At 61.3% G+C, this 23,142-nt stretch carries 18 protein-coding genes; 10 read left to right on the top strand and 8 right to left on the bottom strand.

Going from position 1 to position 23,142, the window contains the following annotated elements:
* Window positions 1-7: 7 nt before the first annotated feature.
* Genes der through GbCGDNIH6_RS11405 form a run of 3 tightly spaced genes read right to left on the bottom strand, consistent with a single transcriptional unit; the run spans window position 8 to window position 3,515 of the window.
* Window positions 8-1,459, bottom strand: a complete 1,452-nt coding sequence (gene der, locus GbCGDNIH6_RS11415; RefSeq protein WP_072564080.1) for a ribosome biogenesis GTPase Der — start codon at window positions 1,457-1,459, stop codon at window positions 8-10.
* 1 nt (window position 1,460) lies between these two features.
* Window positions 1,461-2,843 carry an outer membrane protein assembly factor BamB family protein gene (locus tag GbCGDNIH6_RS11410; protein WP_072564079.1) on the bottom strand — a complete coding sequence of 461 codons (1,383 nt, stop codon included), beginning with the start codon at window positions 2,841-2,843 and terminating at the stop codon, window positions 1,461-1,463.
* A gap of 3 nt (window positions 2,844-2,846) precedes the next feature.
* The gene (locus GbCGDNIH6_RS11405) at window positions 2,847-3,515 is read right to left on the bottom strand and encodes a tetratricopeptide repeat protein (RefSeq protein ID WP_072564078.1); all 669 of its coding nucleotides are present in this window, start codon (window positions 3,513-3,515) and stop codon (window positions 2,847-2,849) included.
* A gap of 195 nt (window positions 3,516-3,710) precedes the next feature.
* Between GbCGDNIH6_RS11405 and GbCGDNIH6_RS11400 the strand changes: the two genes are divergently transcribed.
* Window positions 3,711-5,036 (top strand): MFS transporter, encoded by a 1,326-nt coding sequence (locus GbCGDNIH6_RS11400; RefSeq protein WP_232449829.1) that lies wholly within the window; start codon window positions 3,711-3,713, stop codon window positions 5,034-5,036.
* A gap of 28 nt (window positions 5,037-5,064) precedes the next feature.
* On the opposite strand, the gene GbCGDNIH6_RS11395 is transcribed toward GbCGDNIH6_RS11400, so the two are convergent.
* From GbCGDNIH6_RS11395 to carA, 5 genes are all read right to left on the bottom strand, one after another.
* Window positions 5,065-6,399: a dihydroorotase gene (locus GbCGDNIH6_RS11395; protein WP_072564076.1), complete on the bottom strand. Its 1,335-nt coding sequence runs from the start codon at window positions 6,397-6,399 to the stop codon at window positions 5,065-5,067.
* Window positions 6,400-6,431: 32 nt separating this feature from the next.
* The gene (locus GbCGDNIH6_RS11390; RefSeq protein WP_072564075.1) at window positions 6,432-7,628 is read right to left on the bottom strand and encodes a threonine ammonia-lyase; all 1,197 of its coding nucleotides are present in this window, start codon (window positions 7,626-7,628) and stop codon (window positions 6,432-6,434) included.
* 8 nt (window positions 7,629-7,636) lie between these two features.
* Window positions 7,637-8,110 carry a transcription elongation factor GreA gene (gene greA / locus GbCGDNIH6_RS11385; RefSeq protein ID WP_011632989.1) on the bottom strand — a complete coding sequence of 158 codons (474 nt, stop codon included), beginning with the start codon at window positions 8,108-8,110 and terminating at the stop codon, window positions 7,637-7,639.
* A 103-nt stretch (window positions 8,111-8,213) separates the two neighbouring features.
* The gene (gene carB / locus GbCGDNIH6_RS11380; RefSeq protein ID WP_072564074.1) at window positions 8,214-11,492 is read right to left on the bottom strand and encodes a carbamoyl-phosphate synthase large subunit; all 3,279 of its coding nucleotides are present in this window, start codon (window positions 11,490-11,492) and stop codon (window positions 8,214-8,216) included.
* A gap of 93 nt (window positions 11,493-11,585) precedes the next feature.
* Window positions 11,586-12,932: a glutamine-hydrolyzing carbamoyl-phosphate synthase small subunit gene (carA, locus tag GbCGDNIH6_RS11375; protein WP_072564073.1), complete on the bottom strand. Its 1,347-nt coding sequence runs from the start codon at window positions 12,930-12,932 to the stop codon at window positions 11,586-11,588.
* Between the two features lie 110 nt (window positions 12,933-13,042).
* On the opposite strand from carA, the gene GbCGDNIH6_RS11370 reads away from it, so the two are divergent.
* The 9 genes from GbCGDNIH6_RS11370 (at window position 13,043) to GbCGDNIH6_RS11330 (ending at window position 23,142) form a co-directional block, all read left to right on the top strand.
* A complete protein-coding gene (locus GbCGDNIH6_RS11370) occupies window positions 13,043-13,498 on the top strand; it encodes a GatB/YqeY domain-containing protein (RefSeq protein WP_072564072.1) in 456 nt (151 codons plus the stop codon).
* A 32-nt stretch (window positions 13,499-13,530) separates the two neighbouring features.
* Window positions 13,531-15,381, top strand: coding sequence for a DNA primase (gene dnaG, locus GbCGDNIH6_RS11365; protein ID WP_072564071.1), 1,851 nt, complete (start codon window positions 13,531-13,533; stop codon window positions 15,379-15,381).
* 54 nt (window positions 15,382-15,435) lie between these two features.
* Window positions 15,436-17,400, top strand: a complete 1,965-nt coding sequence (rpoD, locus tag GbCGDNIH6_RS11360) for an RNA polymerase sigma factor RpoD (RefSeq protein WP_072564070.1) — start codon at window positions 15,436-15,438, stop codon at window positions 17,398-17,400.
* A gap of 37 nt (window positions 17,401-17,437) precedes the next feature.
* Window positions 17,438-18,010, top strand: a complete 573-nt coding sequence (locus GbCGDNIH6_RS11355) for a GNAT family N-acetyltransferase (protein ID WP_072564069.1) — start codon at window positions 17,438-17,440, stop codon at window positions 18,008-18,010.
* A 59-nt stretch (window positions 18,011-18,069) separates the two neighbouring features.
* Window positions 18,070-18,498 carry a pore-forming ESAT-6 family protein gene (locus tag GbCGDNIH6_RS11350; RefSeq protein ID WP_072564068.1) on the top strand — a complete coding sequence of 143 codons (429 nt, stop codon included), beginning with the start codon at window positions 18,070-18,072 and terminating at the stop codon, window positions 18,496-18,498.
* 171 nt (window positions 18,499-18,669) lie between these two features.
* Window positions 18,670-20,109 carry a UbiA family prenyltransferase gene (locus tag GbCGDNIH6_RS11345; protein ID WP_232449827.1) on the top strand — a complete coding sequence of 480 codons (1,440 nt, stop codon included), beginning with the start codon at window positions 18,670-18,672 and terminating at the stop codon, window positions 20,107-20,109.
* Window positions 20,109-21,449: an FAD-binding oxidoreductase gene (locus tag GbCGDNIH6_RS11340; RefSeq protein ID WP_232449825.1), complete on the top strand. Its 1,341-nt coding sequence runs from the start codon at window positions 20,109-20,111 to the stop codon at window positions 21,447-21,449. Before GbCGDNIH6_RS11345 ends, GbCGDNIH6_RS11340 begins: the two co-directional genes overlap by 1 nt.
* Window positions 21,446-22,189, top strand: a complete 744-nt coding sequence (locus tag GbCGDNIH6_RS11335) for an SDR family NAD(P)-dependent oxidoreductase (protein WP_072564066.1) — start codon at window positions 21,446-21,448, stop codon at window positions 22,187-22,189. The genes GbCGDNIH6_RS11340 and GbCGDNIH6_RS11335 overlap by 4 nt, the downstream gene beginning before the upstream one ends.
* An 11-nt stretch (window positions 22,190-22,200) precedes the next feature.
* On the top strand, window positions 22,201-23,142 hold the full coding sequence (locus GbCGDNIH6_RS11330) for an NAD-dependent epimerase/dehydratase family protein (RefSeq protein ID WP_072564065.1): 942 nt from the start codon (window positions 22,201-22,203) through the stop codon (window positions 23,140-23,142).

The raw sequence follows: 23,142 nt of genomic DNA, 5'->3' as shown, positions 1-23,142 counted from the left end.
GCCCAATTCATTTATCTGCGTACGGGTTTTTAGTGCCACGTAGTTGCAGGCGGATCGGTGTGCCTTTCAGTCCGAACGCTTCACGCAGGCCATTGACCAGATAACGCTGATAATCTTCCGGCAATTGTTCTGCTCGGGTACCAAACAGCACAAAGGTCGGCGGCCGTGCCTTGGCCTGCGTCATATAGCGCAGTTTCAGGCGTCGCCCGTCCACCAGTGGCGGCTGATGGCGTTCCAGCATCGCCTCGAACCAGCGGTTCAATTCTCCGGTCGCCACGCGCTTGTTCCAGATCGCATGGGCCTCCCGCACGGCAGGCAGCAGACGCTGTACGCCTGAGCCGGTCAGGCCGGACAGGGTTACCACCGGAATGCCGCGGCACTGCGTCAGGCTTGTCTCCAGCCGGTCGGAAATGGCGCGGGCCGCCTTGCCGCGATCTTCCACCGCATCCCATTTGGTCAGGGCGAGCACCGCCCCGCGTCCCTCGCGTTCTACCAGTCGGGCAATCTGAAGATCCTGCTCATGCAGCCCTTCCGTGGCATCGACCGCCAGCACCACGATTTCTGCCATTTTCAGTGCCTCGATGGAGGCGCTGACCGACATTTTTTCCAGCGATTCGTCGATGCGTGCGCGGCGGCGCAGCCCTGCCGTATCCACCAGTTCGATCTCGCCGATGTCATCGGACAGGGTGACACTGATGGAATCGCGCGTCAGCCCCGGTTCCGGCCCGGTAATGACGCGGTCTTCACCCAGCAGACGATTCAGCAGGGTGGATTTGCCCGCGTTCGGACGGCCGACGATCGCCAGTTTCAGGGGCTTGGGAGGGCCCTGCTCAACGGTGTTTTCCTCGTCTTCCCACTCCTCGGCCTGGCCCCGGCGTCTGCGTTTCGGCATGTCGGAGGGCCGGTCTGCATCGGTGGAGAGCCGGTCGGCGATTTCCCGCATCAGATCGGCAATGCCCAACCCGTGCTCGGCAGAGACGGCCAGAGGATCGCCCAGACCCAGCCGGTAGGCTTCCAGCGCCTCTGCGCCTGCACCACGTGCCTCGGCCTTGTTGGTGACCAGCAGCACCGGACGGTTCTGGCGGCGCAGCCAGCTGGCGAAATGCGTGTCGGCTGGGGTGATGCCGCTGCGGGCATCGACCACGAACACCACCAGATCAGCCTGCGAGACAGCCGTTTCCGAGGATTGCCGCATCCGTCCGGCAATCGTGTCCTGCGGAGCTTCTTCCAGCCCGGCGGTGTCGATCAGCTTGACCAGGCGCCCGCGCAGCATCGCTTCCGCCTCTTTACGATCGCGGGTGACACCGGGTGTATCGGCAACCAGCGCCATGCGACGACCGACCAGACGGTTGAACAGGGTCGATTTTCCGACATTGGGCCGCCCTGCGATCGCCACGATGGGCAGGCGTTCCGCGGGGGTTTCGTCGGTTGTTTCTGGGGTGGGGGGCAAATCGGTCATTTCAACGGTATGCGTGCAACAGGCCGTCGGCGGTGATCACGAAGACCGTGCCCTGCGCGACGATGGGCGGGACAGCGGCTGCATCGGACAGATCACGGACGCTGCTGATCTTGCCGGAAACCGGGTTGAGCGTGATCATTTTGCCGTAATTGCTGACCAGCACCAGACGGTAGCCTGCCATGATCGGGCCGAACCACTGTGCGCGCTCGCCGCGATTATTGGCCTTGCTCCAGCGCGGCAGCTGCGTTTCCCATGCCACTACCCCATCATTGCGGGATATGGCGATCACCTGCTGGCTGGTCAGGGTGGCGAACAGCCAGTCTCCGGCCAGCCATGGGGTCTGTCCTCCGCCTGCCGGGCGTTCCCACAGACGGCGGCCTGTGCGCAGATCCAGCGAAACGAACTGACCACCCAGTCCGATGACATAGACCTGATTGCCGTCGATCACCGGCAGGCCGGTGACGGCTGACAGATCGGACAGGCTGGTGCGGCCGGAGGCGGAGGCGATGCTGTCGGTCCACACCACCGATCCGGTGGCGGCGCGCAGGCCGATCACGTCGCCGGAGCCGAACCCGCCAATGACCAGTCCGTCCGCATAGGCGGGGGCAGGATCGCCGAGCAGGCTGGTATCGGCCTCGCTGGCCTGATGCGACCAGAGTTTTTTGCCGTTCGAGGCATCAAAGGCCACGATCTGCTGTTCCAGCGTGGTCAGGAACAGCTTGCCTTCGGCATAGGTCGGGCTGGAGCGGGATGGTACACCGATCTTCACGCGCCATTTCTGCCGCCCTTTCGCGGCATCCAGCGCAATCAGATCTCCACGTCCAGTGACGGCATAGAGCGTACCGGTATCGTCGGAGGTCAGACCGCCACCGATATTGGTGCTGCGATCGCCTTCCTGCTGGGTCACGAATTCCCAGGCCATGGCACCGGTCTTGACGTCAAAAGCCCGTACCAGCGCATTGCTGTCGATGGTATAGACCAGATTGTATTTGACGATGGGCGTGCTGGTGATCTTCTGGCGATAACCGCTGCCGGAGCCGACCTGTGCGGTCCATACTTCCGTCATGCCTTTGATGGCGACGTTATCGACATGATGCGTGGGATTGGCACCCGGCTGTGACCAGTTCTGCAGCGGTGCATCCGAGGGAAACGCGATAGCGGGGGGCGAGGAGGCCACCGGCAGCACATCGCTCAGCGGCAACACGGTCTCACGCCGACCGGGCAAAGGCGGTTTATCCGCCGCGAACCAACTGTCCAACATACTGCATCCGCCCAGGCTGACCGTAGACAGGGCCAGGAGCGCCATAGCGGAGCGTTTGCCGGAGGGCGTTTTATTCTGATTATTCTGAGCAGATGCAGAGGCCGGGCGAATACGGAATGTCATGTCTCAACCACCGAACTTCGCGAGCAGTCCGGTTGCCCGGTTCCGCACGCCTGGAGGAGCGTTTTCGTCTTGGGAAAGCGTCTGAAGCCCCCGCCTGGCATCATCCATACGGCCCTGCCGAATGTCGAGCAGGGCAGTGCCTTCCCGTGCGAAAGGCTGCCATGGATTGCCATCGGCCAGCAGGGGGGCCAACTGCCCGCGCAGGGTCGCGGGATCACCATCATCGATCCGGTTCCAGACCGATTGCAGTGTGGCCAGATCGCGCAGCGCCGGGAGCGCGGCGTTATCATTGCTGACCGTCGCGTAAATGGCCTCGGCCCCTTTTTTGTCTCCGGCCGCCGTCAGCAGGGCGGCAGCACGCAGTCGTGCCAGCGTCGCATAGCTTTCCGGGCTGTCCTTGGCGAAGACCATCAGCGCCTGTTCGGTTTTCGCATCGGGTACGATGTGAACCGGCGGCGCCAGTGGGTCGACAGGATTACGGGTCAGGGCAAGGAAACGTTCTGCGGCGCTCGCATCCTGACGATGCTTGTACCAAAGCCAGCCCTGCCAGCCAGCGGCGCCGAGAATGACCAGCAGCACAAGCCCGACCGCCGGACCGCCATAGCGGACCAGCAGTTTTTTGGCGCGTTCTGCACGCAGATCTTCTTCGACCTCATCAAAGATGTCGGCCACGCAGTGTCCTCGCAAATCTGGCAACGCTTGCCTGAATAATGGCCGCGGACCATAGCCGCGCCACGCCTCCGGAGCAAACGGCGAGGACGCAGAACAGGGCAGCCGAGCCGGAAAATCTGTCTTTTCGGGAACAATGTTGGGGAAGCGGTGAGATTTTCAGGCGACAGGCTTCTTTTGCAACGGTATGCAGCTTTCATGACCCAGTCGGCATATCCCGTGACAGTATCAGGCAACATCAGTGCAGAGGCAGCGATGGAGGCCGTGCCGCTGCGCCGCATCGTGGTGGCCAGTTTTATCGGCACGGCGGTTGAGTTCTATGATTTCTATATTTACGCCACGGCGACGGCACTGGTGCTGGGACCGTTGATGTTTCCGGCGGCCTCCCCCGCGGCGCAGTTGCTGAATGCCTTTGCAACCTTTGCCATTGCCTTTATCGCCCGGCCCATAGGGGCTGCTCTGTTCGGGCATTTCGGCGACAGGATCGGGCGTAAATCCACTCTTGTTGCCTCTCTTCTGATCATGGGCATTTCGACGGCTCTGGTCGGATTATTGCCCGGCCATGACAGGATCGGCGCTCTGGCGCCTGCTTTGCTGTGCCTGCTGCGTTTCGGGCAGGGAATCGGGCTGGGAGGGGAGTGGGGCGGGGCTGCTCTGCTGGCCATGGAGAATGCGCCGGAGGGAAAACGCGCCTGGTACGGCATGTTCCCCCAACTGGGTGCTCCCATTGGATTTATTGCCGCCAACGGGTTGTTCCTGATTCTGGCCCTGACGCTCAGTGACGAAGCCTTTCGCAGCTGGGGCTGGCGGGTGCCGTTCTTGCTGTCGCTGTTGCTGGTGATCCTTGGGCTGTATGTGCGGCTGAAGCTGACGGAAACTCCGGCTTTTCGCCGCGTGCTGGAGCGGAAGGAGCCGGTTGCCGTGCCGTTCCGCGCCGTGCTGATCGGGCATGGGCGGGCGACGGTGCTCGGCATGCTCTCCATGGTGTGCTGTTACGCCCTGTTTTATCTCTGCACTGTGTTCATCCTCGGATATGGTACCACGGTGCTGCATTATTCCCGCCCGGTATTTCTGGGCCTGCAATGTGTGGCCATTGCTTTCATGGTGGTGGGAGCACCGCTCGCTGCCCTGCTTGCGGACCGTTACGGCAGGCGGCCCGTGCTGATGGCGGTGATGGGTCTGGCAGGGGTGCTGGGCTGTCTGCTCGGTCCGGCCCTCGGCAGTGGCAGGGTGGAAGCGGTTTTCCTGTTTCTTTGCGCCGGGCTGATGACCACCGGTATGCTGCTGGGGCCGATGGGCGCGCTGCTGCCGGAACTGTTTCCCGTGAAGCTCCGCTATACCGGTGCGTCGCTGTCATTCAGCCTCGGGGGGATCGTCGGTGCCTCGCTGGCACCGTATATCGCACAGCGCCTGTCTGATTTGGGTGGTCTGCACTGGGTTGGGTACTATCTGACAGCGGCCGCTCTGATCAGCATGATCGCCGTCGCACTGATGCCGGAGACGAAGGACGCTCCTGAACGCTGACCGGCACGTCCCTCTCCAATCAGAGAGATTACGGCAGGAAGGAGATCAGCCGGCCTGTGGCCTTACCCTGCAATGCGCCATCGCGCATTACGACCTGCCCGCGCAGGACGGTGCCAACCGGCCAGCCCTGACACAATTTGCCTTCGAACGGACTCCAGCCGCAGGGGGAAACGAGCCAGGACGCTTCGATCCGCTGCTGCCGCCCCATATCTACAAGGGTCAGGTCGCCATCATAGCCGACAGCCAGACGTCCCTTGCCAATCGCGCCATACACGCGCGCCGGACCGGCCGCCAGCAGATCGACCAGACGGGTCAGGCTGAGCCGTCCAGCTGACACATGATCCAGCATGACCGGCAGCAAGGTTTGCACCCCGGTCAGACCGGCAGCACAGTCGGGCCAGGGACGTTCCTTGGCGTCCCGCAGATGCGGCGCATGGTCGCTGCCGATGGTATCGACCAGACCGTTATTAACCGCTTTCCAGGCCGCTTCGTAATGCCGCCGGTCGCGCAAGGGGGGGTTCATGACCGCATAGCCGCCAAGCGTCTCGTAGCATTCGGGAGCAATCTGGGTCAGATGGTTCACCAGCACCTCGCTGGTGGCGACATCGCGGAAATCTTTCAAATACTCGAATTCTTCCGCCGTGGAGGTGTGCAGGATATGTGCCGGGCGCCCCGTCTTGCGTGCCAGCGCCATGATGCGGCGCGTGCCGAGGAAAGCACATTCCTCATCCCGCCAGATCATGTGGTTTACATAGGGCATGCCGCTGGAAAATGACGGGCGGCGCTCCTGCAACCGGTATTCATCCTCGCTGTGGAAGGCGATGCGACGATGGCCGCTGCGCATCACGGCTTCGATGCTGGCATCATCCTCGACCAGCAGATCGCCGGTGGAACTGCCCGCGAACACCTTGACGGCGCAGACACCGGGCTGATGCTCCAGCGTAGCCAGATCCTGAATGTTGGTTTTGGTGGCTCCGACATAAAACCCCATGTCGCACCAGGCGGTACGGCCGATATGCCCCTGTTTCCACTGCACCGTCTTCGAATCGATGATGGAAGGACTGGTGTTCGGCATGTCATAGACTGCCGTCAGACCACCCAGCACCGCGCCGCGTGTGCCGGTTTCGATGGTCTCCACGCTGGCATTGCCGGGGTCGCGCAAATGGACATGCGGATCAGTCAGCCCCGGCAGCACATGCAGGCCGGATGCATCCAGCACGTGCTCGGCAGTCGCGGAGGCAGGGGCGGAGAGGGTGACGATCACTCCATCCAGGATGCCGATATCGGTCTGTGCCTCACCCCAGGGGAGAATGCAGCGACCGTTCCGGACCAGCAGATCGAAATGAGATACGGCGCTGGACATCGTGACGCAACTCCTGAGCGTGTGGTGAAGGCTTACAACCGGGTGACGGTGTAATGCTTCTCCAGCTCTGCCGCTACTGCCGCGCCATGGTCGGGGTCGCGGGCCTCGAACATGATTTCCAGCCTTGCGGACTTGACGCTGGGGGAAGTGAAGAGGCGATGATGGGACACTTCGATGATATTGCCGCCGGAATCGCCGATACGGGCGGAGATTTCAGCCAGCACGCCGGGGCGGTCCGGAATATCGAGTACCAGACGCATCAGGCGTCCGTCCCGCAGCATCACGCGTTGCAGCACATGGGCCAGAATACGGCTGTCGATATTGGCCCCGCAGAGGGGAATCCCGACCTTGCGGCCCTTGAACAAATCGGGGAAGGACAGCAGTCCGGCGACACCTGTCGCACCGGCTCCTTCCGTGACGATCTTGGCATTTTCGGCCAGCAGGGAGATGGCGTTTTCGATCGCGACTTCCGTGACGACCAGAATATCGTCCACATGGGTGCGCACCACGTCGAGCGGAAGCTGCCCGACATCGCGCACGGCAATGCCCTCGGCGATGGTCGAGCCACCGACCTCGACCGTGCGGCCCTGCAGGGCCTGCACCATCGCGTCATATCCCTCGGCCTCGACACCATAAATGCGGATGGCCGGGTTGATGGCTTTGGCTGCCACGGCACAGCCCGCGATCAGTCCGCCGCCGCCGATGGGGATGATCAGCGTATCGAGATCCGGCGCATCCTCCAGCATTTCGAGCGCATGGGTACCCTGACCGGCCATCACCCCTTCATCATCATAGGGGTGGATGAAGGTCAGGCTCCGCTCGGCGGCGAGGGCCCAGGCGTGCTCGGCGGCTTCCGCGAGGGTCTTGCCGTGCAGCACGACATGCGCGCCCCATTGCGCCGTGCGGGTCACCTTGGTGGCCGGCGTGAACCGAGGCATCACGATCGTGGCCTCGATTCCCAGCAACTGGGCGTGGCGGGCGACGGCCTGGGCATGGTTGCCGGCCGACATGGCGACCACACCGGCGGCCCGCTCCCCGGCGGAGAGCATGGCCAGACGGTTGGCGGCGCCCCGCTCCTTGAACGCACCGGTTGCCTGCAAAACGTCCAGCTTCAGCCAGATATCGGCACCGGCAAGGTGGCTGAGCGTCCCATTACGCAAGGTTGGAGTGCGCACCACCTTTCCGGCGATCCGCTCCGCAGCCGCCCGGACATCTTCAAGACCGATCATGGAATGGCTCAGAAGAAACGGACGCTCAGGATTTCATAGCTCCGATCGCCACCGGGCGCCGGCACGGAGATGGTGTCACCGGGCTTTTTCCCGATCAGCGCCTTGGCGAGCGGAGAGGAGACGGAGAGCAGCCCCTGCTTGATATCGGCTTCATGCAGTCCGACGATCTGGTAGGAGGCTTCCTTGTCGGTTTCCTCATCCACGATCTGGACATGGGCACCGAATTTCACCTGATCGCCGCTCAGCGTGGAAGGGTCGATCACTTCCGCGGCGGAGACGATGACCTCCAGCTCCTCGATGCGGCCTTCGATGAAGCTTTGACGCTCCCTTGCTGCATGATATTCGGCGTTTTCGCTGAGATCGCCATGGCTGCGGGCCTCGGCGATGGCGCGGATGACGGCGGGACGCTCCACTGATTTCAGTTGGCGAAGCTCGTCCTCCAGGCGCTGTAGGCCGCCGGCGGTCATCGGAAACTTCTGCACTTTGGGTCAGTCCTCGGCAAAAAACGGATCATGTCCAAACATGATCGGCCCGTGCCGCCGGATACCACAGCCTTGAGCAGGGGTATCCGGCAGTACCGGGCGATCAGAACGAACGATGAAAGTATGATTGCAGCGGCGCGACTTCAAGTGTTCCTTCACGCAAGGCGGCTATGGCGTGAACGGCGGCCCGTGCTCCGGCCATTGTCGTGTAATTCGGAACGCCGTGCGTCAGGGCGCTGCGCCGGATATCGAAACTGTCGCTGACTGACTGCGCACCGGAATTGGTGTTGATGATCAGTTGGATATCGCCGGAGCGGATCGCATCCACGCAATGTGGGCGGCCTTCCAGCACCTTGTTCAGTACTTTGACCTCCAGCCCGGCTTCCTGCAGCCGGGCGGCGGTACCGCGTGTGGCGGCCAGACGGAAGCCCAGCTCCACCAGCTTGCGGGCGACCGGCAGCAGCGCGGTCTTGTCGGTATCGCGGACGGAGAGGAACACCCTGCCGGAATCCGGCAGTTTGACCCCGGCCCCGAGCTGGCTTTTCGCGAAAGCGCGCTCAAAGCTGGTATCCAGCCCCATGACCTCGCCGGTGGATTTCATCTCCGGCCCCAGAATGGTGTCGACATTGGCCAATCGGGCGAAGGGGAACACCGCTTCCTTGACCGCGACATGCGGCAGACGCGGGGTGGGGCCGAGGTCGAATTCCGTCAGTCTGGCCCCGGCCATGACCCGGGCGCCGATTTTCGCCACCGCAACGCCGGTCGCCTTGGCGACGAAGGGCACGGTGCGGCTGGCACGTGGATTGACCTCCAGCACATAGATGCTGTCACTGCCATCGGCTTCCCGCTTGATCGCGAACTGGACGTTCATCAACCCGACGACCTGAAGGCCGCGCGCGAGTGCCTCGGTCTGTGCCCGCAACTCATCCACCAGGGCGGGGGAGAGGGAGTAGGGCGGTAGGGAGCAGGCGCTGTCGCCGGAATGGATCCCGGCTTCCTCGATATGCTCCATCACCCCGGCGACATAGACGCGCTCGCCATCGGCGATGCAGTCCACGTCGACCTCGATGGCGTCGTTCAGATAGCGGTCGATCAGAACCGGATTGTCGCCGGAGACGCGCACGGCTTCCCGCATGTAGCGGTTCAGCCCGGCATGGTCATAGACGATTTCCATGGCCCGTCCGCCCAGCACGTAGCTGGGGCGGATCACCACCGGATAGCCGATGCGGGCGGTGATGGCTTCCGCTTCCTGCGCTGAACGGGCGATGCCGTTTTCCGGCTGAAGCAGGGAGAGGCCGTTGAGCAGAGCCTGGAAGCGCTCCCGGTCCTCCGCCGCGTCGATCGCGTCCACGCTGGTGCCGAGAATCGGGATTCCGGCGCGCGACAGGGCATGGGACAGCTTGAGCGGAGTCTGGCCGCCATACTGTACGATGCAGCCCAGCACGGTGCCGCTCTGCTGTTCGCGGCGGATCAGGTTGATGACATCCTCGGCGGTCAGCGGCTCGAAATACAGCCGGTCGGAGGTGTCGTAATCGGTGCTGACGGTTTCCGGGTTGCAGTTGACCATGATGGTCTCGAACCCGGCCTCGCGCAGGGCGTAGGCGGCATGCACGCAGCAGTAATCGAATTCGATTCCCTGCCCGATCCGGTTCGGACCGCCACCGAGTATGACGATTTTTTTGCGGTCTGTGGGATTAGATTCGCAGGACGGAGCCCCGAACCCGCCTTCATACGTGCCATACATGTAGGAGGTGGCGGAGGCGAACTCGCCCGCGCAGGTGTCGATGCGCTTGTAGACCGGCATGACGCCAAATTTCTCGCGATGCGCCAGAATGTCCGCTTCGGTCTTGCCGGTCAGGATGGCGAGGCGCGCATCGGAAAAACCGAGCGCTTTCAGCGTGCGCAGGGAGCGTGTGTTCTCCGGCAGGCCGTGGGTGCGGATATGGGCCTCGGTGGTGACGAGCTTCTGGATTTCACGCAGGAACCATGGATCGAATTTGCAGGCCGCGTTGACATCCTCGACCGACAGGCCGTGGCGCAGCGCCTGTGCGGCGACCAGAATACGGTCGGGGCGCGGGGTTGACAGGGCGGCGCGGAATGCATCCGGGCCTTCGCCGTCAAGCGTGATGTCATCCAGCCCGTTCAGGCCGGTTTCCATGCTGCGGAAGGCTTTCTGCAATGCTTCGGAGAAATTGCGACCAATGGCCATCGCCTCGCCCACCGATTTCATGCTGGTGGAGAGCAGGGCCGGCGTGCCGGGGAATTTCTCGAAGGTGAAGCGCGGCATCTTCACCACCACATAGTCGATGGTCGGCTCGAAACTGGCCGGGGTTGTGCGCAACTGGCCATCGATTTCCATCTTCGTGATGTCGTTCGCCAGCTCGTCCAGCGTATAGCCGACGGCCAATTTCGCGGCGATCTTGGCGATGGGAAAGCCGGTTGCCTTGGATGCAAGGGCGGAGGAACGGGACACGCGGGGGTTCATTTCGATGACCACCATGCGTCCGTCAGCCGGGTTCACGCCGAACTGGACGTTGGAGCCGCCAGTATCGACGCCGATCTTGCGCAGACAGGCGATGGAGGCATCGCGCATGCGCTGATATTCGCGGTCGGTCAGGGTCAGGGCCGGGGCCACAGTCACGCTGTCGCCGGTATGGACGCCCATCGGGTCGATATTCTCGATGGAGCAGATGATGATGCAATTATCCGCGCTGTCGCGGACCACTTCCATTTCATATTCTTTCCAGCCGAGCACGCTTTCCTCAATCAGCACCTCGGTGGTGGGGGAGGCATCGAGGCCGGAGGTGACGATCTGCTCGAACTCCTCCTTGTTGTAGGCGATGCCGCCGCCAGTGCCGCCGAGTGTGAAGCTGGGGCGGATCACCGCTGGCAGCCCGACATGGGTCAGCCCCTCACGGGCTTCTTCCAGCGTGTGGGCGATGACGCTGCGCGGGCTTTCGATGCCGATTTCGTCCATCGCATCGCGGAATTTCAGCCGGTCCTCTGCGCGGTCGATCACATCGGCCTTTGCGCCGATCAGCTCTACCCCGTGGCGTTCCAGTGCGCCGCTGGCATGCAGCTGCATCGCGGTGTTTAGCGCGGTCTGTCCGCCCATGGTGGGCAGGATCGCATCCGGCTTTTCCTTGGCGATAATGCGCTCGACCACATCCGGGGTGATCGGCTCGATATAGGTGGCATCAGCCAGATCGGGGTCGGTCATGATCGTGGCGGGATTCGAATTCACCAGAATCACCCGGTAGCCTTCTTCGCGCAGTGCCTTGCAGGCTTGGGCTCCGGAATAGTCGAACTCGCAGGCCTGACCGATCACGATCGGCCCGGCGCCGACGATCAGGATGGAGCGGATATCTGTACGTTTCGGCATGGCCGGAATTCTCCTTTCCGCCGGCTTCTGACCCGGGCGGCGAACCCGGCATGAAGCGCCGGGCTATCCTGAAAAAAGGGCGAGGCTCGGGTCTTACGACCCCAGCATGTCCACGAAACGATGGAACAGATGATGGCTGTCACTGGGGCCGGGACTGGCTTCCGGATGATACTGCACGCTGAAACAACGCTTCGACGGCGCGGCAATACCCTCGTTCGAGCCGTCGAACAGGCTGACATGTGTGACCTCCACCCCGGCAGGCAGGGAGGATGCATCCACGGCGAAACCATGATTCTGGCTGGTGATCTCCACGCGACCGGTGGCCAGTTCCTTGACCGGCTGGTTGGCCCCGCGATGCCCCAGATCGAGCTTGTAGGTTTTTGCCCCCAGCGCCAGAGACAGCAGCTGGTGCCCAAGACAGATGCCGAAAACCGGCTTGCCAGCCTCCAGCACGCCGCGAATGGCAGGCACGGCATAGGTGGCTGTTGCGGCCGGATCGCCGGGGCCGTTGGACAGGAACACGCCATCCGGATTGTGTCGCAGGATATCCTCGGCGGAGGTGGTGGCCGGCACGACCGTCACCCGGCATCCGGCATTTGCAAGGCTGCGCAGGATGTTGCGCTTTGCCCCGTAATCCACCGCGACGACATGATGCTTCGGCGGGGGTGCGGAGAAGGCTCCAGGCCAGGACCAGGTGCCTTCGGACCATTCATAGCTCTGGGTACAGGAGACATCCTTCGCCAGATCCAGCCCTTCCAGTCCGGGCCATGCGGCGGCGGCTTCTACCAGAGCCGCAATGTCGAAATGCCCGTCCGCAGGAAAGGAGATGATACCATGCGGTGCGCCAAGATCGCGGATGCGCAATGTCAGCGCGCGCGTATCCACGCCTGAAATTCCGGTGATGCCACGATGCTGAAGCCATGCGTCGAGGCTGGTTTCCGCCCGCCAGTTGGAGGCGGCGGTGATGTCTTCCTTCACCACCAGCCCGCGTGCGGCGATGGTGGCGGCCTCCATATCGTCCTTGTTGGCGCCGACATTGCCGATATGCGGAAAGGTGAAGGTGATGATCTGCCCGGCGAAAGACGGGTCGGTCAGGGTTTCCTGATATCCGGTCAGCCCGGTGCTGAAGCAGATTTCAGCAGGCTGTGTCCCCTGTGTCGGCGCACCGAAGCCGCGTCCCCAGAACAGTGTGCCATCGCTGAGCGCCAAAACGGCGGTGGCCCCTTCCGGCGGGGCTTCTGTCAGCGCGGTGCGGGCCGGCGCCCCGGGAATATCCTCCAGCGTAATACCCAGCGACTCGATCAGTGCGGGCCAGTGGCGCGCGGGGATCGAGCGGGACTGACGCCATTTGCGAAGGGCTTCCGTGCCCACGCCAAGCCTGCGTGCAGCGCCGTCCGCGCCGCCCAGGCGTTCGATGATATCGTCTACACTTGTTGTCATGCGTGCTAATATAGGGCACCCAGATGCGCTTGGGAAATAATTTCCCACTTTCGACATCATTTTTCTCGCCTCCCGATTTCGGGAAGTGAAATACCAGAGGGAGACCCGCCATGGCCCTGCGCGATGATTTCATGGACCAGATGAAAACCGCGATGAAGAGCGGTGACACGGCGCGTGTCGCGGCGATCCGGCTGATTATCGCCAGGATGAAGGAGCAGGATATCGAGGCCCGGGCCAAAGGGGAAACAGTGGATGATACCGCGCTTCAGGTGATGATGCGTGGCATGATCAAATCCCGGCGGGAGAGCGTAACTCTCTATCTTCAAGGCAATCGTCCGGAGCTGGCGGAAAAGGAAGAGGCGGAAATCACGGTAATTGAAAGCTTCTTGCCGCAGGCTATGGATGAGTCCGCAACGGCCTCCGCGGTTGATGCGGCGATCGCGGAAAGCGGTGCTGTCGGCGTGAAGGATATGGGGAAAGTCATGGCGGTGCTGCGGGCGAAATATGCTGCGACCATCGATATGGCAGCCGCCGGGGCGCTGGTGAAAGCGCGCCTGAACGGCTAAAGCCGGAACCTCCTGCAGGGGGGCGTGCCGGAATGGCTTTGTCGCCTGATTTTCTGGATGAGCTGCGGGCGCGGACGCCGATTGCCTCGGTGATCGGTCGCCGCGTCCGGCTGAGCAAAGCCGGACGCAACTGGAAAGGCTGTTGTCCTTTCCATGGCGAGAAAACGCCCTCTTTTTACGTATATGACGACCATTTTCACTGCTTTGGCTGCGGTGTGCATGGGGATGTCGTCAGTTTCGTCATGCAGTCGCAGGGGGCCGGTTTTCTGGAGGCGGTGGAGCAGCTTGCCGCCGAGGCCGGGCTGGATATACCGAAGCCGAGCCGGGAAGAAACCCGGCAGGCCGAGGCCCGTGCCGGGGTGCATGAGGTTCTGGCGCAGGCGGGTGACTATTATGCGATGCTGTTATCACAGCCGGAGGGTCAGCGCGGCCTGACCTATCTGCTGGACCGGGGCTTGAGTGAGGCTACGATCCGTCGCTTTGGTCTGGGCTGGGCCCCTGCGCGTGGCAGTCTGGCCACGGCTATGGCCGGAAAGGGGATCACACCGGAGCAGCTCGCCGAGGCCGGTTTACTCCGGCTTGATGAGGATGGTCCTGGTCGTCGTCCATGGGACCAGTTTCATGAGCGGGTCATGTTCCCGATCCGCGACCGGCGCGGCCGGATCATCAGCTTCGGAGGCCGTATTCTGGGCGATGGACAGCCTAAATACGTGAATGGCCCTGAAACCGCTGTCTTTTCCAAGCGACGGTCACTTTATGCGCTGGATCTGGCGCGGGAGGCGGTGCGTGGCGGTGCGGCCTTGTTGGCCGTCGAAGGTTATATGGATGTCATTGCCCTGCATCAGGTCGGGTTCAGCGGTGCGGTGGCTCCGCTCGGCACGGCACTGACGGAGGAGCAGCTTGATGCGTTGTGGCAGCTTTCCCCGGCTCCGATCCTGTGTTTTGACGGGGATGCCGCCGGTGCGCGGGCTGCGTTGAGGGTGGCGGAACTGGCGCTGCCTTTCCTGACGACCGAACGCACCCTGCATGTGGCGCGGCTGCCTGCCGGAGAAGATCCTGACAGCCTGATCCGTGCCCGTGGCTCCGATACTTTCTCCGCTGTGTTGGAGGATGCACGGAGACGCAGCTTTGCCGATGCGCTGTTCGCCATGCTGCGGGAAGGGCAGGCGCTGGAGACGCCGGAGCAGCGGGCCGTATTTCAACGCCGCCTGAACGATGCCGCTGCGCGCATTGCAGACAAGACATTGGCGGCTGAATACCGCTCTGCCCTGCGTGAAAAATTTTACGCGCTGCGCCGCCCTGCCACCGGCGCCCGCAGAGGGGGACATTATGGCGGAGGAAGCCGGGGAGGTGGCTGGCAGTTCACTCAGCCCGCGCCGAACCGTCTGGACCCGGCTCTGGCTGCGGAAATGGCCGGGATCGAACGCTTGCGTATCCTGACCGCCATTCTGCTCAGCCATCCGGCGCTGCTGCATGATGTGGAGGAAGCGTTCGCCACACTCGACCTGCCGGACTGGCTGGACAGGCTGCGCCGGGCGATCCTTACGATCCCGGATCATACGGACCCGCTTGACTCGGAGGGTCTGATAGACCACCTGCAACGCGCGGGGCTTGGTCGGGAGGTGGAGCGCGTTTTCGCGCCTCATCCTTTTCCGCTTCCAAACTGTGCGGTTTGCGGCGGCGCGGTGATGCCGGCGGAGGCCGAGGCGGCATGGTGGCACATTTTTGGCTTTCTGCATCGGGATCGTCTGGATCAGGAAGTCATGGCGGCGCAGCGTGCGTGGGATGAACATGGGGACGAGCAGAGCCAGCGGCGCCTGACGGCACTGGTTCAGGCGCGTGATAAGATAAGGCGAGGCGAATCGGATGATCCCGAGGCATAAGCCCCGGTTTCCGTATCGGGCTCGCCTGTGATGTGTTGAGGAGTGGTTTGATCGATGGCAACGAAGCAGGCTGCTACCGCGGAGAGCGCGTCGTCGGAACAGGATGTGGAAACGACCCTGCTCGACACGCAGTCCGCATCGGTGAAACGCCTGATCGCACGCGGCAAGGAGCGGGGGTACATCACCTTTGACGAGCTGAACGCGGTTCTGCCATCGGAGCAGAACAGCTCCGAACAGATCGAGGACGTGATGGCCAATCTCAGTGAGATGGGCATTCAGGTCGTCGAGAGTGAAGAGACCGAGGAAAGCGGCGAACCCGCTGCCCGTGCCGAACGGGCGGAAGAAACCGAGGATGAGGAACGCTCCGGCAATGTGGACGAGGAAAGCCTCGGCCGCACGGATGATCCTGTCCGCATGTATCTGCGCGAGATGGGCAGCGTGGAGCTGCTGTCCCGCGAGGGCGAAATCGCCATCGCCAAGCGTATCGAGGCCGGTCGCGACATGATGATCGGCGGGCTGTGCGAAAGCCCGCTGACATTCCGCGCCATCATCACCTGGCATGAACGTCTCAAGGCCGGTGAGATGCTGCTGCGTGACATCATCGATCTGGAAGCCACGCAGGGCGGTCCGCCGCCCGGTGTGGTGGAGGGTGGTGAAGAAGGTGTTGAGGAAGGCGAGGCAGATGCCGAAGCCTTCACTCCGCCGCCCCCGCCTGAAGAATCCGAGGATGGAGACGATGCCGACGGTATCGGTATGTCTCTCTCCGCGCTCGAGGAAAAGCTGAAACCGGAGACCCTGCAGCGGTTCGAGGAAATCGAGGCGATCTACAAAAAACTGTCCAAGATGCAGTCAAAGCGTCTCGACAGCTTTACATCCGGCGAGGAAGTCACCGCCCGCTCCGAAAAGACCTATGAGAAGATGCGTGATGAGCTGGTCGCGAAGGTCAGCGAGGTGCGGCTGCATAACGGACGCGTGGAGGAGCTGGTTCTCCAGCTCAAGCAGCTCAACCAGCGTCTGACCGGACTGGAAGGGCAGCTTCTGCGTCTGGCGGAAAGCTGTAAGGTGCCGCGCGATTCCTTCCTGGAACAGCACCGTAATCATGAGCTGGAGCCGAACTGGCTGGAGCGTGTCTCCACCTTGCCCGGCAAGGCATGGAAAAATTTTTCGGCTCGCTACCCGCAGGAAGTCGGCCAGATCCGGGGCCGGATCGGAGAGGTTGCGGCGGATGCCGGACTGCCGATCTCCGAATTTCTGCGTGTTTACAAGACCGTCAATCGCGGCGAACGCGATAGCGCCCGCGCCAAGAAGGAGATGATCGAGGCCAATCTGCGTCTGGTGATCTCTATTGCCAAGAAATACACCAATCGCGGTTTGCAGTTCCTTGACCTGATTCAGGAAGGCAATATCGGCCTGATGAAGGCAGTGGACAAATTCGAATATCGCCGTGGCTACAAGTTCAGCACCTATGCGACATGGTGGATTCGTCAGGCGATCACACGTTCCATCGCCGATCAGGCCCGCACTATCCGGATCCCGGTGCATATGATCGAGACGATCAACAAGCTGGTGCGCACCAGCCGTCAGATGCTGCATGAAATCGGGCGTGAACCGCAGCCCGAGGAACTGGCCGAAAAGCTCGGCATGCCGCTGGAAAAAGTGCGGAAAGTTCTGAAAATTGCGAAGGAACCCATCAGCCTCGAAACCCCGATCGGTGATGAGGAAGACAGCCATCTGGGCGATTTCATCGAGGACAAGGCGGCGATCATTCCGCTGGATGCCGCCATTCAGGCCAATCTGCGTGAAGCGACCACCCGCGTTCTGTCCAGCCTGACCCCGCGTGAGGAACGTGTGTTGCGCATGCGCTTCGGGATTGGCATGAATACGGATCACACGTTGGAAGAAGTCGGCCAGCAGTTCAACGTGACGCGTGAACGCATCCGTCAGATCGAGGCCAAGGCACTCCGCAAGCTGAAACACCCCAGCCGCAGCCGTAAGCTGCGCTCTTTCCTAGACGATTGATCGGCGGGCGTGTGTCCTGTGGCGCGGGCATGGCCGGATGAGCGGTTCCGAACCGGTCATCCGCGCGCATGTGACGGTGACGTTTCTGCGGATGGATCGCCCACCTGCCGTCCCGGCACCTCCATTGCCTGAGGGGGTGCGCGTAGTGCGGGTCATTGCGCCTGACCTTGCATTCTACCGGTTTCTCTACGCGACGGTGGGGACGCCCTATCTGTGGTGGTTGCGTCGTGTCATGCCGGACCGGGATCTGGCGGCTTTGTTATCTGATCCGCAAATTGGGGTGTTCGTCCTGGAAGCAGACGGGCAGACAGCCGGATTTTATGAGCTGGATGCGCGCTATGCGCCTGCCGTCAATCTAAGCTATTTCGGCCTGATGCCGGGCTGGGTCGGGCGCGGGCTGGGCCATGCTTTTCTGCGGCATGCGGTGGATATGGCATGGGCAGTCGGTTCAGTGCGGTATGTCACGGTGAATACCTGTAATGCTGATCATCCACGGGCACTGCCGTTGTATCGCCAGGTCGGGTTTCATCCCTACCGCCAGATGGTCGAGCGCTGGAATATTCCTGTCCGATTGGGCATGGTGATCCCGGAGCATCTGCAACAGGGCTGACCGATAGGACGTTAGACTTTATCGTCAGGACTGAAAAATAACATTGGGAGACGCCGACCATGATTCTGACCCGTCATGTTTTACCTGCTTTTGTCGCGGGCCTGTTCAGCATCGGCGTGGCACAGGCTGCTGATGCACCTTCCGCCACCCCTGCTCCCACCGCTGATATGAAAGCCGTGCGTCTGGCGGCGGCCAATCAGCTTGGTGTGTTAGAATATTGCCAGTCACGCGGGGATATCAGTGCAGAGACACTGGATATCCAGCGAAAAATCATCGCCATGCTGCCTCCCCCGGCAGATGCAGGCGAAGCTGCCGCTGAGCAGACAGGCAAGGGCGGCACTGTCTCCATGGGCGGCCAGACAATCTCGATAGAGGATGCGGCAAAGCGGCAGCAGACCACGCCAACAGCACTGTGTAAGCAGATGGAGACGATGCTGAAACAGAATATGGCCCAGATGAACAGTCAGATGAACGGGCTGAAAAAATAAAACCCCAGGCTGGCAGGCGGGGTACCCTGCCGCCAGCCTTATGAATCGTGGCAGAGGGCGGTTTATGCGACCGGTGTCGCTTCCCCCTGACAACTGGCAAGTTTAAGATACTCTTTAACGGGCTTGCCCGTGCAATGCCACGGTTTCTACATTTCAATGCAAGAGGCTTACTTGGATCAGGATATTTCAATTCCTCTTGTACTTGATCTTGACGGAACACTGATTGCCACTGATTCACTGCATGAATCTCTGCTGCAACATCTGAAAAATACTCCTTCTGATCTTGTCAGGCTTCCGCTCTGGGTGATGGCCGGTCGTGCGCAGTTCAAGCAGCGCTTTGCCGAGGTACTGACCCAGGAGGATATCGATGCCCTTCCTGCGACCCCCGGTATCATTGCGCTGGCGGAGCGGGAGGCAGCAAAAGGGCGTAAAATCGTCCTGGCGACGGCTGCCAATCGGGCTATTGCGGAGAAAATAAGCGCCCGGTTTCCTTTTATTTCAGAGGTTCTGTCCTCTGATGATCGGGGTAACCTGAAGGGAGCGGCCAAGGCTGCCGCCCTGACAAGCCGCTACCCGGATGGCTTCATCTATGCGGGTGATTCCGAAGCAGATCTTCATGTGTGGCGCTCTGCCCGTGCTGCTGTCATCGTTGAACGCGGCAAGCGCCTGAGAAGCAAGGTTCAGCCTGATACCCCGGTGGCGGCCCATATCCGCCCTTCCGGCCAACGCGCCAATGTTCTCCGCCGGGCGGCGCGGCTTCATCAATGGGCCAAAAACGCTCTGGTTTTTGTGCCGCTGGTGCTGGGGGGACAAATTTTTTCGGCCCATGCCTGGGGGGCGGCCATACTGGCCTTCATGGCGATGGGGCTGCTCGCTTCGGGCACCTATATCGCCAATGACATGTGGGATCTGGCTGAGGACCGTCGCCACTGGTCGAAGAAAAAGCGCCCGCTTGCCAGTGGGCAATTGCCACTGGATGACGGCCTGTTTCTGTTGATGGTCTGCGGATTGGCTGCTCTGCTGTTTGCCGCTGCCGATGGTGTCGGTGCCATCGTCACTCTTGCCATCTATCTGGTCATGAGCCTCGCCTATTCCTATAAGTTCAAGCGCGAGCCGATCGTTGATGTGCTGTTGCTGGCGGGCATGTTTACAATGAGGCTTGTGCTCGGGCAGGTGGTGACCGGTGTTGCGTTGGCACCATGGCTGCTGGTGTTTTCCATGTTTATTTTCCTCTCCCTGTCGCTGGTGAAGCGACATACCGAGGTGATGCGCATGGTGCAGCATGGTCACCAGAAAGTGCTCGGACGTGGCTACCTGGCTGCGGATGCGCCACTGATTCTGGCGCTCGGGGTGGCTTCCAGCATGGGGGCGGTCGCCATCATGGTACTGTATCTGATCGACGAAGCGTTTCAGGCGAGTTTTTATCGTCACCCCGCCCTGTTATGGGGCTTTCCCATGATCATTTTTCTGTTCCTGGGCCGCATCTGGCTGTTATGCCAGCGTCAGGAACTGCAGGATGATCCTGTTGCCTTTGCTCTGAAAGATCGTGTGTCGCTATTCTATGGGGCGACAGCAATAGCCTTGTTTCTGGCTGCCATTATGCCGGTTTGATGATGGCTGCTTCTCCTTTCACGCTTCGGACGGATATCTGCTCCTGGGGGCGCGTGGTCCGTGAGCCGCATTATGTCGCCCGACCGGCCTTTCCTGCCGCGTTGTCCAGCCTGACAGGGCCGGAGAGTGAGAGTGCCAGTCTGTTGGCGGTTGGTTTGCGCCGTTCCTACGGTGATACGCCGTTGAATGCGGGTGGTCGCCTGATCGAGATGACCGGGCTGAACCGCTTTATCCATTTCGATGCACAAAACGGGATCGTGCGGGCTGATGCCGGCATGAGCCTGTCCGATCTGCTGCGCTTTACCGTACCGAAGGGCTGGTTTACCGCGACCAGCCCCGGTACGCGGTTCGTGACGCTTGGTGGCGCGGTTGCCAATGATGTGCATGGCAAAAATCACCATTCTGCCGGCTCTTTCGGTTGCTCCGTGCGTGCGCTCGGCCTGCTGCGAGGTAACGGAGAGCGGCGGGTGCTTGAGGCCCGAAGTGACAATGGCCTGTTTGCTGCGACGCTCGGGGGGCTTGGGCTGACAGGGGTGATCGAATGGGTGGAGTTGCAGCTCTCTCCGATTGCCAGCGCATGGCTGGATGTAGAAACCATCCCTTACGAGAATATCGATGCTTTCTGGGATCTGGCGGCCGAGAGTGCAGGCGGTTTCGAACACACTGTTGCCTGGATTGACTGCCTGGCACGTGGCCCGCATGCAGGCCGTGGCATCTTTACGCGCGCCAACTGGCGGCGGGATGGGCGTCTTGACCCGCATGATGATCGCAGCTGGAAATCCATTCCGCTCGATGCACCCGGCTTCGCCCTGAATCGCTTCAGCGTGCGTGCCTTCAACGAATTGTACTACCGCGCCCATCAGCGTAAAGCCGGAAAACAGGTCCAGCATTACAGCCAGCATTTTTATCCGCTTGATGCCATCCGCAGCTGGAACCGGTTGTATGGCGCGCGCGGCATGCTGCAATATCAATGCGTCCTTCCCTTCGAGACCGCGCGTTCCGCCATGCCCGTATTGCTGGATGCCATCGCACGCAGCGGGGAGACCTCCTTTCTGGCCGTGCTCAAGACGTTCGGTGCGAAAACCTCACCGGGGCTGTTATCGTTTCCCCGGCCCGGTGCTACTCTGGCGCTGGATTTTCCCTTCCGGGGAGCCGGGACTTTGGCCACGCTGCTGCGGCTGGATGAGATCGTCCGGGAAGCGGGCGGGGCGCTTTACCCCGCGAAAGACGGGCGGATGAGTGCCGGCATGTTCAGACAGTCTTTTCCCCGGCTTGATCAATTTCTTCCTCATAAGGATCCGGTCATGACCTCCAGTTTCTGGCAGCGTGTGTTGCAATGAGAGCGCCTGAACGGATCCTGATTCTGGGTGCAACCTCTGCCATGGCACAGGAGGCGGCGCGTCTCTGGGCGGCGCAAGGTGCCCGCCTTGCGCTGCTTGCGCGTGATCCAGGGCGGCTCGCCGTGATTGCCGATGATCTGGCCACGCGGGGAGCCTCCGAGATCGTGACGGTTCCCTGCGACTGCGCAAAGGCGGACTCCGTCACCGCGCTCAATGACATTGCAGCCCGGTTTGGTGGGTTGGATATCGTGCTGCTCGCTTATGGAGTGCTCGGCGATCAGACAATGCTGGAGCAGAACCCGAATGCTTTGGCCGATCTGTTGCAGGTGAATTTCGTCAGCGCTGCTTTGTGGTGTCAGGCCGCAGCCAATCTGCTTGAGAAACAGACATTCGGCAGTCTGGTCGTGATCGGCTCTGTGGCGGGGGATCGGGGTCGGCAGTCGAACTATGTCTATGGTGCTGCAAAAGCAGGACTTGGTGTACTGGTGCAGGGTATTGCTCATCGGCTTGCCCGCAGCGGTGCCCGTGCTGTTCTCATCAAACCGGGTTTTGTCGATACACCAATGACGGAAGGATTTACCAAAGGACCGCTCTGGGCCAGCGCAGAGCAGCTTGGAAAGATCATTGTGGCCGCTGCAGAAAACGGCAGAACCATTGTTTATGCACCGGGATTCTGGCGTTTGATCATGTTGGTTATCCGTTCAGTGCCCGCACGTATTTTCCACAAGACCCGCCTGTAAAGGGACGACACTTGAATACGACACGGACGATTATCGTCACCGGCGCTGCTGGTCTGGTGGGGCAAAATCTGATTCAGCGTCTGGTGGACCGCCAGGCTGGCCGGATCATTGCGATCGACAAGCATCCGTCCAACACCGCGTTGTTGCGTAAGCTCCATCCCGGGATCGAGGTCATTGAGGCTGATCTTTCAAAAGATGGCCCATGGCAGGATGCTTTTGCAGGTGCGGATGCGCTGGTGCTGAACCACGCGCAAATCGGTGCCCTGACGGAGGAGCCTTTTATCGCCAATAATATCACGGCGACAGAGAAGGTCATTGCTGCTGCCAGAAAAGCGGGTATCGGCAATGTCGTGCATATTTCTTCGTCAGTCGTGAATTCTGCGGCGCGGGATTTTTACACGGAATCGAAAAAAGCGCAGGAAAAGCTGGTCGTTGAAAGTGGCCTGCCCGTCACCATTTTGCGCCCGACCTTGATGTTTGGCTGGTTCGACCGGAAGCATCTGGGCTGGCTGGCCCGTTTCATGAAAAAAGTGCCGGTTTTCCCGATTCCGGGGAATGGGCGCTACCTGCGTCAGCCGCTATTTGTCGGTGATTTCTGTGATATCATCAGTGCCTGTCTTAAAAAACCGCATCACGGCTCTGCCTTCAACATCACCGGTTTGGAGCGTATCGACTATATCGACCTGATGCGGGCCGTTAAGACCGCCACAGGTGCAAAGGCGCGGATTGTGACCATTCCTTATGGTCTGTTCTGGCTGTTGCTTAAGATCTATGCGCTGGTGAACAGCAATCCACCTTTTACCGCCAGTCAGTTGAAGGCTCTGGTGACGCCGGATATTTTTGAAGTCATCGACTGGCCCGGTATTTTCGGTGTCCAGTCCACGCCGTTGAGCAAGGCGCTGGAAGTGACTTTCCGTGACCCGACCTATGCGCAGATTGCTCTGGAGTTCTGA

Source organism: Granulibacter bethesdensis (genome assembly GCF_001889525.1).
In the GTDB taxonomy this organism is placed as follows: domain Bacteria; phylum Pseudomonadota; class Alphaproteobacteria; order Acetobacterales; family Acetobacteraceae; genus Granulibacter; species Granulibacter bethesdensis_C.
This window is presented reverse-complemented; position numbering and strand designations above follow the sequence as displayed.